This window comes from Paenibacillus barengoltzii G22, assembly GCF_000403375.2.
Classification (GTDB): domain Bacteria; phylum Bacillota; class Bacilli; order Paenibacillales; family Paenibacillaceae; genus Fontibacillus; species Fontibacillus barengoltzii.
The window spans coordinates 1,662,216-1,676,855 of the sequence record NZ_KE159652.1 but is presented as its reverse complement, the minus strand read 5'-3'; the positions used below and the strand labels follow the sequence as shown (position 1 = coordinate 1,676,855).

16 protein-coding genes, 2 pseudogenes and 1 other annotated feature are annotated in these 14,640 nt (G+C 51.0%); of the genes and pseudogenes, 2 read left to right on the top strand and 16 right to left on the bottom strand.

The annotated features are described in order from the left end of the window. Positions 1 to 66: 66 nt before the first annotated feature. The 6 genes from C812_RS07835 to C812_RS07810 form a co-directional block, all read right to left on the bottom strand. Positions 67 to 1,632, bottom strand: a complete 1,566-nt coding sequence (locus tag C812_RS07835; RefSeq protein ID WP_016312129.1) for a 2-isopropylmalate synthase — start codon at positions 1,630 to 1,632, stop codon at positions 67 to 69. A gap of 94 nt (positions 1,633 to 1,726) precedes the next feature. Next, positions 1,727 to 1,958, bottom strand: a binding site (T-box leader). Positions 1,959 to 2,025: 67 nt separating this feature from the next. Next, a complete protein-coding gene (locus tag C812_RS07830) occupies positions 2,026 to 2,496 on the bottom strand; it encodes a hypothetical protein (RefSeq protein ID WP_167669300.1) in 471 nt (156 codons plus the stop codon). A gap of 108 nt (positions 2,497 to 2,604) precedes the next feature. Next, entirely contained in the window at positions 2,605 to 4,563 is a 1,959-nt protein-coding gene (locus tag C812_RS07825) for an elongation factor G (protein WP_016312127.1), read from the bottom strand. A gap of 22 nt (positions 4,564 to 4,585) precedes the next feature. Next, positions 4,586 to 5,944 (bottom strand): PFL family protein, encoded by a 1,359-nt coding sequence (locus tag C812_RS07820; RefSeq protein WP_009226123.1) that lies wholly within the window; start codon positions 5,942 to 5,944, stop codon positions 4,586 to 4,588. Positions 5,945 to 5,961: 17 nt separating this feature from the next. Beyond that, a complete protein-coding gene (locus tag C812_RS07815) occupies positions 5,962 to 6,231 on the bottom strand; it encodes an ACT domain-containing protein (protein ID WP_009226124.1) in 270 nt (89 codons plus the stop codon). An 85-nt stretch (positions 6,232 to 6,316) separates the two neighbouring features. Then, positions 6,317 to 6,826, bottom strand: a complete 510-nt coding sequence (locus C812_RS07810) for a MerR family transcriptional regulator (protein WP_016312126.1) — start codon at positions 6,824 to 6,826, stop codon at positions 6,317 to 6,319. 171 nt (positions 6,827 to 6,997) lie between these two features. On the opposite strand from C812_RS07810, the gene C812_RS07805 reads away from it, so the two are divergent. Continuing rightward, complete coding sequence (locus tag C812_RS07805) at positions 6,998 to 7,852, top strand: SDR family NAD(P)-dependent oxidoreductase (protein WP_016312125.1); 855 nt, start codon at positions 6,998 to 7,000, stop codon at positions 7,850 to 7,852. A 30-nt stretch (positions 7,853 to 7,882) separates the two neighbouring features. Here C812_RS07805 and C812_RS22800 read toward each other — a convergent pair. From C812_RS22800 to C812_RS07775, 7 genes and pseudogenes are all read right to left on the bottom strand, one after another. Further along, positions 7,883 to 8,125 (bottom strand): annotated as a pseudogene (locus C812_RS22800) (BCCT family transporter); the annotation flags it as partial. A gap of 39 nt (positions 8,126 to 8,164) precedes the next feature. Beyond that, positions 8,165 to 8,359 (bottom strand): annotated as a pseudogene (locus C812_RS22795) (BCCT family transporter); the annotation flags it as partial. Between the two features lie 96 nt (positions 8,360 to 8,455). Beyond that, the gene (locus C812_RS07795) at positions 8,456 to 9,025 is read right to left on the bottom strand and encodes a GNAT family N-acetyltransferase (RefSeq protein ID WP_016312123.1); all 570 of its coding nucleotides are present in this window, start codon (positions 9,023 to 9,025) and stop codon (positions 8,456 to 8,458) included. Between the two features lie 109 nt (positions 9,026 to 9,134). Continuing rightward, entirely contained in the window at positions 9,135 to 10,004 is an 870-nt protein-coding gene (locus C812_RS07790) for a VOC family protein (protein WP_036624432.1), read from the bottom strand. Between the two features lie 195 nt (positions 10,005 to 10,199). Next, on the bottom strand, positions 10,200 to 10,637 hold the full coding sequence (locus C812_RS07785; RefSeq protein WP_009226129.1) for an Rrf2 family transcriptional regulator: 438 nt from the start codon (positions 10,635 to 10,637) through the stop codon (positions 10,200 to 10,202). Between the two features lie 109 nt (positions 10,638 to 10,746). Next, positions 10,747 to 11,532, bottom strand: a complete 786-nt coding sequence (locus C812_RS07780) for a TIGR00266 family protein (RefSeq protein WP_016312121.1) — start codon at positions 11,530 to 11,532, stop codon at positions 10,747 to 10,749. 77 nt (positions 11,533 to 11,609) lie between these two features. Further along, positions 11,610 to 12,098 (bottom strand): cysteine hydrolase family protein, encoded by a 489-nt coding sequence (locus C812_RS07775; protein ID WP_016312120.1) that lies wholly within the window; start codon positions 12,096 to 12,098, stop codon positions 11,610 to 11,612. Positions 12,099 to 12,182: 84 nt separating this feature from the next. Between C812_RS07775 and C812_RS07770 the strand changes: the two genes are divergently transcribed. Beyond that, positions 12,183 to 12,461, top strand: coding sequence for a thioredoxin family protein (locus tag C812_RS07770; protein WP_016312119.1), 279 nt, complete (start codon positions 12,183 to 12,185; stop codon positions 12,459 to 12,461). Positions 12,462 to 12,527: 66 nt separating this feature from the next. Here the strand turns inward: C812_RS07770 and C812_RS07765 are convergent, their stop codons facing one another. From C812_RS07765 to C812_RS07755, 3 genes are all read right to left on the bottom strand, one after another. Beyond that, a complete protein-coding gene (locus C812_RS07765; RefSeq protein ID WP_016312118.1) occupies positions 12,528 to 12,995 on the bottom strand; it encodes a hypothetical protein in 468 nt (155 codons plus the stop codon). A gap of 177 nt (positions 12,996 to 13,172) precedes the next feature. Next, complete coding sequence (locus tag C812_RS07760) at positions 13,173 to 14,267, bottom strand: AI-2E family transporter (protein WP_016312117.1); 1,095 nt, start codon at positions 14,265 to 14,267, stop codon at positions 13,173 to 13,175. Between the two features lie 50 nt (positions 14,268 to 14,317). Continuing rightward, the gene (locus tag C812_RS07755; RefSeq protein ID WP_016312116.1) at positions 14,318 to 14,593 is read right to left on the bottom strand and encodes a hypothetical protein; all 276 of its coding nucleotides are present in this window, start codon (positions 14,591 to 14,593) and stop codon (positions 14,318 to 14,320) included. Positions 14,594 to 14,640: the final 47 nt, after the last annotated feature.

Genomic DNA, 14,640 nt, shown 5'->3' with positions numbered 1-14,640 from the left:
AAGGCAGAAGGCTCTCGTTATGCGAACTCCTTCTGCCTCTTTATTTAGCGAATCATTTAACTTAGTTTACATAACATTTGTTATGTCACTATCATTTTCGATCGCACCAGCTAATACCATCGCATTGATGCCATTCACGAAGGCCTGACCGCTCGCTTTGATAATATCGGTGTCCATGGCACGTCCTGTGTAGGTTTTTCCTCCGACCTCAAGTTGAATGTTCACCCGTCCGATCGCTTCCTTCCCATGGGAAATGCTGTTGATCTTATAGGAGGTCAGTTTGGCATCGATGCCAGTTAACGACTTAATCGCACTATACAACGCGTCGATCGGACCATCTCCAATCGCGCTGCCCTTCCGCTCTTGTCCGTTGATCTTCAAGGTGACGGTGGCCGTTGGGCATATGTCATTCGTCACGACTTGGAACGACGTGAGCTCGAACAGCGGATGAGCAGCATCGCTTGGCTCTTGATGTTCACTTAGCAGGTAGTAAAGGTCATGGTCGTACACTTCTTTTTTCGCATCGGCCAATGTCAAAAACCGTTGGAATAACCGTTCAAACCCCACGGCATCCGACGTATCGAACCCCAACTTCTCCACCGCATGCTTCACCGCATGCCGACCGGAACGGGCCGTCAAAATCAGCTCCATACTTTCAGCCCCCACCTCTTCAGGGGACATAATTTCATACACCTGCTTATCCTTCAACAGACCGTCTTGGTGAATTCCGGAGGAATGGGCAAACGCATTGTCTCCGGTGATCGCTTTGTTCACCTGCACATCGAGTCCCGTCAAATGGGTCAGCAGCCGTGACGTGCGAATCAGCTCCTTCGTATCGATGTTCGTGCGACATCCGTACAGCGCCTCGCGTACCTTCAAGGCCATCACCGCTTCCTCCAACGAGGCGTTTCCGGCCCGTTCACCAAGACCGTTAATCGTGCACTCGATTTTCTCGGCCCCGTTCTTGATGGCGCTTAAGGTATTGGCGGTGGCTAAACCAAGATCGTTATGACAATGGACGCTGAGGATTACAGAATCGTCGAGATTTTTCAGCCGCTCGTGAATGCGTCGGATCAGGTGTCCAAATTCCTCCGGCTCCGCGTAGCCCACGGTGTCGGGGATGTTAATCATCGTGGCTCCGGCTTTGACGACCGCCTCGATCGTCTTCCACAAATACTCAAAATCCGCCCGCGAAGCGTCCTCGGTTGAATATTGAACCTGCGGCAGTAGTGTTTTCGCATATTTCACCGCATCGACACCCATTTGCAGAACGGCATCTTTGGAGCGGTTAAATTTCTTCTCCACATGGACGTTAGAGGCGCCAAGCACGATATGGATTAACGGCTGTTCGGCCTCACGGATGCTTTCGTACACGGCATCGATGTCGGATTTTACCGCCCGTGCCAACGCGGTAATGCCTACACTGTCTCCTACGGTTCGGGCAATTTGCTGCACCGCCTGAAAATCACCTTGTGAGGACGCAGGGAAGCCGGCCTCAATAATATCTACACGGAGGCGCTTCAGCTGCTGAGCAAACTCTAGCTTTTGCCGTACGTTTAATTTGGCACCAGGGACTTGCTCCCCATCGCGTAACGTTGTATCCAGTACGATAATGTTGCGGTAACGTTCCATCTGAAAGCTCCTTGATTTTGAATTTGGATTGAATCTATGTGAAGCGGGGTTGATTAAACCCGGACTTTAATCAACAAAAAAACCCCGTCTCTGCTATAGAGACGAGGTTGAACCCGCGGTACCACTCTAATTCATTTCACATGATGAAATGATCTCTTTCGATGGCTGACACCATCTATCCTTGTAACGGCGGAATCCCGGCTTACCCTACATATCAGGCAGCTGTTCATAGACGAGTTCAACATGACGGACACTGCCGTTTCGCACCACCCAACGGCTCTCTGAAAGGTCAAATCACGTTTACTATTTCTAATCAACACATTTGGCAATATGGAATTATTGGATATTATATGCACCTAATAACGGATTGTCAACATAACGAGAAGAAATCCATTATTCCGACTGGATTTTGCCTCGAAACTCTTGAAACTTCAGCAGAGCCAACTGTAGCTGTTCTTTGTAGGAGCTCCAATTTTTCTCGTCTTTGATATAACTTGAGGTGACGTTCAGCTCATCACACTGCTGAATCAGTTCTTGAATAAGCTCCTGATTATCTTGTGCAACGGTAAGTTTATTATGCGCATCCAATTTTTCGTTCAAGGAACTTAATAACTGATTGGTCTCGTCAATGACCTCATACATGGCAGAACGAAGTTCTGCGGGCACTGCCTGATCCAGAGACGGACTATCCGTGCGATTCATCGAGTAGAAAACAAACCAACTATTTTCGGAGTACCCGTCAATTTTTCCTTGAATGTAGGCCGATTCTTCTTGATCGAGCTCCACTTGGGAGATCCGTTCCAAAATGTCTGCCAAAAGAGCGAGTTGAGTCGAATATTGATGATAAAAAATATTGTGGTACAAGGTGTACGCCTCGGAATTCGGATCATCTTTCATAGGCTGACTTGTACACGAGGTGAGAATGATCGATAGAACGAAGGCGATCAAAATTTTGGGATACATTAAATCACCTCATGATACCGAAGCGTGCATATGTTTAGGCGCCTCGTCCCACGGCACAGAATACGCTTGCCCCTTAGAACAAAAGATCGAGGACGAGGTATATGCCGGATCGGCATTTTTATTATAGTCCTTCTGGGCGATGATCGTCTCAGCTTGATGGCAAGGCTCATAACCGCCGAATTTCAGCATAATTGAACCTTTCCCGTGCGTCATCGTTGCCAGCTCTGTTGGATAATCCATAAATGTCGCTACCGGAACGACACCTGAAATCACGGCCGTCTCTTCTGCCGTCTCCGGCGGATCAAATCGGCCATGCGCTTGCTGGATATCGGTTAACGCTTTACCGAGCTGATCTAAGGGCACTTTGATTTTAAAATGGTACACCGGCTCCAGCAGCATATTCTCCGCTTGCTCCAACGCCTGCCGAATCGCGCGGTACGTCGCCTCGCGGAAATCGCCTCCGCTGGTATGTTTATTGTGCGAGCGTCCGGTAAGTAACGTAACGCGCACATCCGTCAGCGGCGAGCCGGTCAACAAGCCGTGGTGCTCTCGTTCCAGCACATGTTGGCCAATCAAATTTTGATAGCCTACGGATAGATCATCCGCGTGACAAGCATTTACAAACGTCACCCCGCTGCCCCGTTCCGCAGGCTCCAGCCGCAAATGGACTTCGGCATAATGACCTAATGGTTCGAAGTGACCGCAGCCCTTCACCGATGTAGATATCGTCTCTTTATACAAAATCTCCGGCGGGCCAAACGTAATCTTCATCCCAAATCGTTCCTGGACGACCTGCTGCAAGATCTCCAACTGAATTTTGCCCATGACATGGATATGCAGCTCCTGCAGCGTTTCATCCCAGCGGGTTCCTAATGTCGGGTCCTCGGCGTCCAGCAGCTGAAAGACCCGCAGGACTTCCTTCAGATGAAGCGGCGGTTCAAATTGCACCTTCGACTGCAACGTGGGGGCGAGCTCACGGCGAATCGGGTCAACCAACGCCCCGATGCCTTCACCGGAAGATAGCGCCGTCAAGCCGGTTACCGCGAACAGTTCCCCGGCTTGAACGGAATCGGCCTGCACAAACCGCTGTCCGTTGTATTTGCGAATGGCGGTTATTTTCTCCGTGCGTTGTTCGCCTTCCGGGCCGTAGGTGAGTTCATCTCTCACTTTTAACGAGCCTTGTAACGCCTTGATGAAGGTGATGCGCGTCGCTTGCTCATCATGGCGAATTTTGTACACCCGCCCCGCAAACGGAAGCATCGGATCATACCGGGTCACTGTGAGACGATCCAGCGCCTTCATAAACACGTCAATGCCGATATCCAGCAGCGCAGATCCGCGCAGGCAAGGAAACACATGGCCGTGTTGAACCATACGAATGAGATGTTCGTTCCATTCCTCATCGGATAAGGTCCCTTCCAAGAACGGTTCCAGCAACGACTCATCTCGTTCCGCATGCCGTGCCTTATCCGTCTCGTCCAGTTGGCCGGTCGTTGCCCATGCCGACAGATCCAGCACATCTCCGCTCAGCTCGCGGCGGATATCTTCCAGAACCCGGTCCGGGTCCGCTCCGGTACGATCCGTCTTATTGATAAAGAAAAACGTAGGAATCCCATATGCCCGCAGCAGCTGCCAGACCGTCTCCGTGTGGCCTTCCACCCCTTCCACTGCGCTCACGATGATCACCGCATAGTCGAGCACTTGCAAAGCCCGTTCCATTTCTGCGGAAAAATCGACGTGGCCCGGCGTATCCAGCAAAAAGTAGGTATTATCCCCGTATCTCATTTCCGCCTGGTCGGCAAATACGGTGATGCCCCTTGCCTTCTCGATCTCGTGACTGTCCAGGAAGGCGTCGCGATGATCAACTCGGCCGCGGCTGCGAATCGTTTGCGTGTGGTAGAGCAACGCTTCGGCAAAGGTGGTTTTCCCAGCGTCAACATGCGCCAGAAGTCCAATCGTCTTGAACATAGCTGCGTCCCCCGCCGCTTAGTTAGTTCTTAAAGCTGTGGATCGGCGCCGGTATCCGGCCGCCCCGCTCAATGAATGGCGCACAGTTAAAGGCGTTAACCGGCATAATCGGCGCGTAGCCCAGCAAACCGCCAAACTCCACGACCTCGCCAACATCCTTGCCGATCACCGGAATAATCCGAACGGCGGTCGTCTTGTTGTTGACCATGCCGATAGCCGATTCGTCCGCGATAATGCCCGAGATCGTCGCGGCGCTCGTGTTCCCCGGAATCGCGATCATGTCAAGGCCAACGGAGCACACGCACGTCATCGCCTCCAGCTTCTCCAGCGTCAGTGCACCGCGCTGCACCGCTTCGATCATCCCGTGGTCTTCGCTGACCGGGATGAACGCACCGCTTAAGCCGCCAACGTAGGAGGAGGCCATGACGCCGCCTTTTTTCACGTTATCGTTCAAGATCGCCAGCGCGGCCGTCGTTCCCGGCGCTCCTGCTTCCTCCAAGCCCATCACTTGGAAAATCTCTGCGATGGAGTCGCCAATCTCCGGTGTCGGAGCCAGCGACAAGTCGATAATGCCAAACGGAACGCCAAGGCGCTTCGACGCTTCCTGTGCAACCAACTGACCTACCCGTGTGACTTTAAACGCTGTCCGCTTAATCGTTTCGCACAACGTCTCAAAGTCCTTACCTTTCACTTCCTCCAGCGCACGCTTCACGACCCCAGGGCCGCTGACGCCCACGTTGATGACGCACTCCTGTTCACCAACACCGTGAAATGCGCCCGCCATAAACGGGTTATCTTCTACCGCATTGCAGAACACCACCAGCTTGGCGCAGCCGATCGAACCCCGATCCGCTGTCCGTTCCGCGGTACGGAGGATGATGTCGCCCATCTTTTTCACCGCGTCCATATTAATCCCGTTGCGCGAGGAGCCCACGTTCACTGAGGAGCAAACCCGTTCGGTAACGGCCAGCGCTTCAGGGATGCTGTCGATCAGCACCCGGTCGCCGTTCGTAAAACCCTTCTGCACAAGGGCCGAGAAGCCGCCGATAAAGTTGACGCCTACTTCCTTCGCCGCCCGGTCCAGCGCTTCAGCCACCGGCACGAACGTATCCGTTTTCAGCCCGCCGGCAGCGATCGAAATCGGCGTTACCGAGATCCGTTTATTCACGATGGGCACGCCAAATTGCTTCTCCAGGTCCTCCCCGGTTTTGACCAGGTTTTCGGCAGTCCGGGTAATTTTATCGTAGATGTTCCGGTTAAAGACGTTCATATCCTCGTGAGCGCAATCCATCAGGCTGATTCCCATGGTGATTGTGCGTACGTCGAGGTTCATCTCGCGGATCATCGAATTGGTTTCTTGTACTTCAACGCGTGAGATCATAGTGTCCCTTCCCTTCCTCAGATCCGGTGCATCGTATTAAAAATATCTTCGTGCTGCAGCTTAATTTCCACACCGATGGAACGGCCCAGCTCCTGCAATTCTTCAACCAGCGTCTCAAAGCTCTTGGTCGGTGAAGATATATCCACGATCATCATCATATTGAAATACCCTTGAATAATCGTCTGTGAAATATCAAGAATGTTCACATTGTGATCGGCCAAATACGTGCATACCTTGGCAATAATGCCTACTTTGTCTTTACCCAGTACGGTAATAATCCCCTTCAACCCAAGCTCCTCCTTTATGTAAGACTCCCGCCAGCGCGGACGAGTCATCTGCTTCGATTAATTATGGCAAAAGAACAGCGATTCTTCAATAAGGGCTTTCACTCGGTGACGCGGAAAAATAACGCAGCTCTGCCGTCGATATGGGCTTGCCCGGCGTTGCATCCTTTGCATGGTCAGCAGGGGTGCCGGTCATCCCTTCCGTCTCACATTCCTCAGGCTGGTACTTCCCCTGCTTCAACTTCAAATCAATAAAATCAACCACCTGCTGCAAGGAGGCGATTTGTTCAACGATGCTGGCCCGGTGCCGGATCATCTTCTCCACGAGCTCCGGGTAGTCCTCGGCATTCGCATCAGCAGACACCTTCAGGAAGGGGCGCATCTCGTCCAGGGTCATCCCGGTCTTTTTCAAACAAGAAATCAGTCGAATCGTATCCAGGTCCTCCTTGTGATAAATGCGATGTCCATTCTCCTTCCGCTCGGCTCGAGGGAGAAGTGCAATTTTCTCGTAATACCGAATTGTATCCTCGGATATCCCGGTATGCTCAGCAACTTGCTTGATCGTGAAGCTGTCTTGACTAATGGATTGCGCCGCCATCGCTTGATCCCTCCGTTAACCATCTTTTCTGCATTATACAACTTGGAGTCAGCTCCAAGTCAATATTCGGAATACTTGAAAATCAAGACTTGACTTGGAGTCGACTCCAAGATCTACAATCGGCCTGAAGTCAGTGAAGGGCTTCATAACAGTAAAGGAGGCTCTGTGAACATGAATCATGGAAATCAACCTATTGCTTTAATTACGGGGGCCAGCTCCGGAATCGGGCTGGAGTTAACGCGGATGCTGATCCAAGAGGGGTGGCAAGTGATCGGTTTAAACCGATCGGACTGGCCGGCGGATGATCCGAAGCTGCTAAGTGCTGCTCAAGCGGGACAGCTCAGAACTTACAAGACATCGGACTTATCGGATTTTGCTAGTCTGCGGCATACGCTGGAGCAGATTAAAACGAATGAAGCGTCGATTGATGTGCTGTTTAACAATGCCGGCCGCAGCTTCCCGGAGTTGGAGTATTCGAAGCAAGGACGGGAGCTTCACTATGAGCTGATGAGCGTTGTGCCGTATATCGTCACCATGGAACTCAAGGATTTGCTGAAGCGTGGTCATTTCAAAACGATTATCAATACCTCGTCCGCAGTCATCAATCGGGTTAAAGCGTTTGACCCTAACCAGCTCGAGCGTCCGGTGAAATTCCGCAAGCTGTTAGGTCCGTATGCCACCTCTAAACTGGCGCTTACTTTATGGACCAAAGCGGTTGCTACACAACTCGCCACAGAGGGGATCGAGATTCGGAGCGTGGATCCGGGAAGCAACAACACCTTACGTAAAGGGAAACGTTCGGGGCTTCCCATCTGGCTGAAACCGGTGATGAAGCTCTTCTTCTCCCCGCCGACCCATGGAGCCGGCTTGCTGTATGCCGCAGCACAAGGTCAGCATCGCGGGCACACCGGTGTGTTTCTGATCAAAGATCAAATCGTGGATATGAAGTTTAGTGAACAGGCTCAGACGGTGCTTCGCCGAGTCCATACCCTCTATCAAACGGAGTATCTTCGGGAGCGCCGCTAAATATGCGGTGTCTCCCTAGCCCCACACTCTCTATCCCTTGGATGGAGAAGAATCGATTTGCTCCTTCGCTTTCAACCGTTCGATAAACTGTCGGGTTTGCCGTTCCTTACGTTTACGTTCTTTCTCTTCACCTTTTAACGCCTTCAACAAGGAAACGCACATTCCGAGCATAATGACGGCAAAAGGCAGTGCTGCTACGATCGAAGCGGTTTGCAACCCGTTAAGCCCTCCGCTGATCAGCAGGACCAAGGCGATCAAGGACTGCAAAATCCCCAAGCAATCCACCATGACCAATAAAACAGCGCCCAGCTTAATCTGACCATGCTTGCTAAACGCCAAGTATAGCGAAAAAACAAGAAGTCCCAGCGTGGTCATTAAATAAAACCAGCCGAAACTTCCGATGGAAAAACCTAATACCTGATCCGCTGTCGCTGCCAAATGGTCTGGAGCAATAGCTCCCCAGAGGACGAACAACAGAGTTATCAGAAAAGAAACGATAAATACCATTTGCCTTAACCCCCAGCCTCAGTCAAAGTAACATCCTGTTACAATTGTTTGCCGAGACTGGGGAATTATGCATGCCGTGGAAGGTTGGAAATAGCTCTACCGGAACTGCCGATTCCGTTTCGCTTCATATTGCTTCTTCAGCAAAGCGAAGACAACCGCATCCACAAATTGATTTTTCTCGAAGAACGTTTCCTTTAAATATCCTTCCTCATGAAAGCCCGTCTTCTCCAACAAGTACCTGGATCGAATATTGTCGGGGTCGATATAAGCCTCAATCCGGTTCAGCCCTAGATCCTCGAAGCCAAAGCGCAGTATCTCCTGCAGCACTTCTGTCATCACACCTTGACGCCAATAGTCTGGGTTGAGCTCGTACCCGACCTCTGCTTTGTAATGCTCCTTCGACCAGTTATGAAAACCACAAGTGCCGATCACCCGGTCGCTTTCGGCCTTAACCGTAATCGCCCAGCGAAAGCCCCGCTTCTCCAAATAGCGGCTGTTCCACTTCTGGATGAGTTCCTCGGCTTCTCGGAGTTCCACGAAACGATCCAAATCGTAATATTTGGTCACTTCGTCGTTGGAGAAATAATGGAACAAATCGGCGGCGTCCTTCGTCGTCAGCCTTCTGAGTACAAAACGTTCCGTTTCTAATTGAGGGAACATTTTCATAACGACCGGTCCTTTCCTCCTAAAATAATACGTAAATCTATTATAGGTGAAGGACCGCGCCAAAAGGAAGACTTAAAATCTAAAGGATCTTCCGCTGCAAGCGCAATCTTCAATCAGCAACCGTAAGTTTAATGCCAATGCCGAAAGGATCACTAAGCCGCAGCTCATTCCCCTCCCGCGTATAAACCACCCTGGCTTCATCTAACCGGCTTACAACGGCGTCCAATGCCGGAACGTCCGGCAGCTCTACCGTAAAGTAACGAATGCCCACCGCATCCTCCGGCGCTGGCGGTGCACCTTTGCCCGCCCACAGGTTTAAGCCGATATGGTGATGGTAACCGCCAGCCGAGATAAATAACGCCGATGCGCCGAAGTGTAGTGTGACCTCAAAACCTAATACGCCGCAATAGAACTGTTCCGCCACCTGTAAATCCCCTACGTGAAAATGCACGTGGCCCATGCGCGTACCTTCCGGCAAACCGTTCCACTGCGCATGTTCGGAGAGTTGTAACAGGTTTTGGATATCCACCGGATCGGTTGTCATGTGAATTTCGCCGGATGCCGTTTTCTGCCAGGTAGCGCGGGGGCGATCGGCATAGATCTCAATGCCGTTCTGATCCGGATCACTTAGGTACAGCGCCTCGCTGACCAAGTGATCCCCCTGGCCCACGGGGATTTGATGCCGGATCAAATTGCGCAGAACAAGCCCCAAGGTCACCTGCCCCGGAACTAAGATGGCAAAATGGTACAGCCCAGATACAGACTGCTCCGGCAGCACGCGATAACGGGGATCTGCCTCCAGAATCAATAAAGGATGTTGGCCGTCTACGGTTAACTCGGCCACATGACCGCTTTTGCGCAACAGCCGAAGGCCGATCACCTCTTGATAGAAGGTGAGCGAGCGCTCCAGATCGCGAACTTTCAGTTGAACAACGCCCAGTTTTGTGGCGGGATAAATCGGTAAGGGATGAGCCAAGATCGATGTCCTCCTTCATAATTGAAAACAATGTAAAAACAAATAAATGACCGTTAAGCAGGTGTAACAGAGGATGTTACAATTGCATCGTTGTAATCAGTATAGTTACAGGAGCCTGCATTGTCAATTTTTCGCTCAAAAAAAGCCCCCTATCGTTAGGGGGCTTCACTCCGTTGACCGCTAAAGGTGAATTTCGCGTTACACGGATGGATTGTTGACGACCGAAATTTCGTTCACCACATCCTGCAGCGTTACCGCCGCAAGCGTATTTTCCATTGCCTTCTGCGCCTTGGAGAAAATCGGTTCAATGGCCGCTTGAATATTCTTACCGACCAAGCAATCGGGGTTGGTCTGATCATGGACGGCAAACAATCCGTCTTCCTCCACAACATGCACGGCACGGTATACATCCAGCAGAGTAATCTGATCCAGCTGCCGTGACAGCTTGGCTCCGGCCACCCCCGTACGGACTTCTACCAAGCCCGCTTTGCTTAGCATGCCCATAATGCGGCGGATGACAACCGGGTTCGTGTTCACGCTGCCGGCAATATATTCCGATGTGCAAATCTCGTCCTTACTGATTTCAAGCAGGGACAAGATGTGAATCGCCACAGAAAATCTGGAGCTAATCGTCATGATAAGCCGCTCCCCCTTTCCATCATCATGTAACCATATTAGTTACTTGAGGAGCGGAATGTCAACCGCCTTTCTCACCATGCAAACTCGCTGAACTTCCGTACCTCTATTATTTTCCGTCGAGCAGGTTCCCCAAGCCGCCGAGCAGGCTGCCTTCATCCTTGCGGCCTGAATAGCGGGATGCGGACAATACCCGGTCTGCCAAACGGCTGAACGGCAGTGATTGTACCCAAACTTTGCCGGGGCCGCGCAGCGTAGCGAAGAACAGACCTTCCCCGCCGAACAAGGCAGTTTTAACTCCTTTGACGAACTCGATGTTGTAATCGACCGAAGCCGTCATGGCCACCAAACAACCGGTGTCGAGGCGAAGCACTTCACCAGGGGCAAGGTCTCTCTCGATGACCAAACCGCCGGAATGCACAAAAGCAAGCCCATCGCCTTCAATCTTCTGCATGATGAAGCCTTCCCCGCCAAAAAAGCCGGTACCCAGCTTCCGCTGGAATTCAATGCCGACGGACACGCCTTTGGCTGCGCACAGGAACGCGTCTTTCTGACAAATCACCTTCCCGCCAAGCATTTGCAGGTCCAACGGGACGATTTTTCCAGGATAGGGTGAAGCAAAAGTAACGGCCTGCCGTTGATACCCCGCGTTGGTGAAGAACGTCATAAACAAGCCCTCACCGGTCAACAACCGCTTACCTGCCCCCATGAGCTTGCCCATGAGACCGCCGCCTTGATTGCTGCCATCACCAAAAATCGTCTCCATCCGGATATCGGGATCCATCATCATGAAGCTGCCGGCTTCCGCTACGACGCTCTCTCCCTGATCCAGATGGACTTCCACACACTGCATTTCACTTCCAATAATCCGATAATCGATTTCATGTGCATTCATGGAACATGCCACCTCCCTGATATGAAAAATGAACTAGCTCGCAACTTCACATTGCTTTAGATATGTAATGCCATAAATTAATCTTGTTTCAAAAGCGCGCGGATCACGGCGTAGCTGATCAAGCTGCGGTCCCGATAGACAGCGGTCACCGCATCGGGGTGTTCGCCGAGGATGCCTTTCTGCAAAATTGCTGCTCCAAACCCGCGCTCTACCGCGCCATTAAACGTAAACGTAACGCAGTGTTCGGCGGCAAATCCGCAGACCACGACGAAGTCGGTGTCCTGCTCACGCAGAAGCTCCTCCAGGTTCGTCTTCCAGAACGAGTTATTCCATACCTTGGAGACCCGCAGGTCGGATTCAACCAGTTTGACCTCTGGGATAACGTCGTAACCTGGAGTTCCCACACCTCCATCCTGATCCTGGACCACCACAACCGGTCGACCTGCTTCTCTGAACAAGTCTGCGACCGCATTAATGTACTCGCAAACCTCTGGGATTTCACTTTGGATGCGTGGGTGGTTCAAAAAAGCCTGCTGCATATCGATGATTAATAAGGCAGGTTTCATGCTCTCCTCCTTTGCCGCCTGTATGGCAGACGCCCAATTTCCTACATTATACACGATCCATGAACTCATGCATCGTAGTTGACGATGAAGATTTTTTTGCGATTCGAGATAAAAACGGTTGACCCTCACATTAATGTCAGGGTTTATAATGAACCCAAGAAAGCAGGTGATTCGGCCGTTCACCTGCTGAAGGTTGACTGTGATGAACTTCCGGATTTGGTGTCACAATTTGGTGTGATGTCGATGCCGACCGTGATCTTCTTCCATCAAGGCCAACCAGTGGAGAAGCTGATCGGGCTGCGGCCGAAGGATGCCTACAGAAATTTGATCGCGAATTATCCGTCGTCAACCGAATCCGCCTAAAGGAGAAGAAAACCAGCCAGCCGCTGAAAGATCAGACGACTGGCTGGTTTCTTTGTAAGCCTCTTTTCATTCATAGACGAGAATATCACGGAGTTGCTTCGCTTGCTCAATATAGGGCCCCTCCGCCAAATTGTTAAACGCTAAATGGGTGGCACGCAAGCTGAGCAGCCGGTCTCCCGGCCGGAGGCCAAATTGCTGCCAGGTGGTCAGCGGCAGCGTAAAATACCCTTTGCTATTCAAGTACACCCAGCAAAACGTCCGTTCTTTCACGATAACCGGTTCCCCTTCCGGGATGGCGAATTGCTGAAGCTGAGGAATGCTGGCGAAGATCGGGGCCAGCGGCGAGTTGGCGATCAGTTCTTTGCACAGAACGCTAAAGCCTTTGGCCGTATTCCGGCCGGTCATCAGAATAATGTTGGAATCCGGTCGAATTTGGTACTCTTGCAGGGCTTGATCCGGAAGGTAAAACGATCCGTCGGGAAGAATCTTGCTCCATGCATAAAAGTACTTCCCGCCTTTGGCTTGCACTGCCATGTACATCATCCCCCGAGCAAATTGATGATTTCTATCGAACAGGATATTCAAAAAGCCGTCCATAGCTATTTCGCGAGATGGATCCGCCTCTTTGAATGTCTACCTAATAGAATAATCATCGCCCAATCGCGGGGATGGGAGATATGATATTCATCACCTTGCAGGTCGCTGATAAGTTTATGGATTTGATTCGGTGAGATCCTCCATTTTTTCAGCAAAATAAAGTTTATGTGCCTTAAGTACGATAATCTTCAACATCATGTACACCGGAATCGCCAAGATCATCCCCAGAATGCCGCCAAAATCGCCGGCCACCAGCAACAAAACGATCGTAGTTAATGGATGAATATTGATCGTTTTGCCGTAGATGTAGGGAGAGATTAGGTTGCCTTCGATTTGCTGCGCAACCACCACAACCACGATAACCCAGAGCACCATAGTCGGAGACACGGTGAATGCCACGATCACACAAGGAATTGCCCCCAGCAGTGCCCCGAAATATGGGATGAAATTAAACAACGCCCCTACTACCGCAAGAAGCAGCGGATACGGCAACCCGATCATCCAAAAACCGATAAAGCTCATAAACGCCAGCAACATCGCACTAATCATACGACCGGCGATAAACCCTTTGAGCATGTTGTCGATTTCATGGATGACGTTGGCTCCATCCCGGCGGTAACGACTAGGCAGCATCCGCACCAGCATTGGCGTGACCCGTTCATCCTCCTTCAGCATGTAATAGAGCAGAATCGGAACAGTACCTACGACAATGACGAAGTCGTTCAGGAAGGTCACCACATGAGACAAGTAACCGGAAATGGCTTCCATGGCCGAGTTCAAATATTCCGTGACTTTGCTCATCAGTTCCGGACTGGTTTCATTCGTCACCATAGAGAGGTATCGATTGTCGCGGATGTCGTTGAATTGGGTCTGCAGTCCATTGATCATCTTCGGCACATTGTTCATAAATTCAATGATCTGCTTCCGCAACGGCGGCCAGACCACGATTAAGAAGATCGTAATAACTCCGGCGAATAATAAGTAAATGAGCAAAATCGACAGTACCCGGTTCAGTTTCTTCCGTTCCAGGAACTGGACGATCGGTCGCAGCAGATAATACAGAAATCCGGAGATCGTAAGTGGAACAATTAATATGGATACCAGCGTCACCAGCGGATTAAAGATAAAACTGACCTTGGATAACAAATAGATGATGGTCAGCACCATAATAATCCCAAGTGATGTGCGATAGAACGGATGTTGCCACAAGGTTTATTCCTCCTCCCCCACTCTTCCGCTATCCAACGGAAGTCAACGGTTTAAGCCTCCGGCAGCGTATCCCACGCAGCATCCAACAAGGTATCAAACAACTCGTCGTCCTCTTCGATCCGTTCGTCAACGGCAAGGAATTGCTCCTCAATGCCCGGTTCGTTGGCATAATGAAGGCTGTAATCCCAATCCGTCCCCTTCTCACTGTAGAAGGTAATTTCATAAGCAGCCTTATGCGAGCTTACTTCGAAAATAGTCTTGCCGATGTAGGAACCATCCTCCTCCCGGCGCATTTCTGCATGAACAATGGTCAATTCGTTCATCATGTACGTAACTCCTTTTTATGGGACAGTCTCTTTGCAATATCGTACCA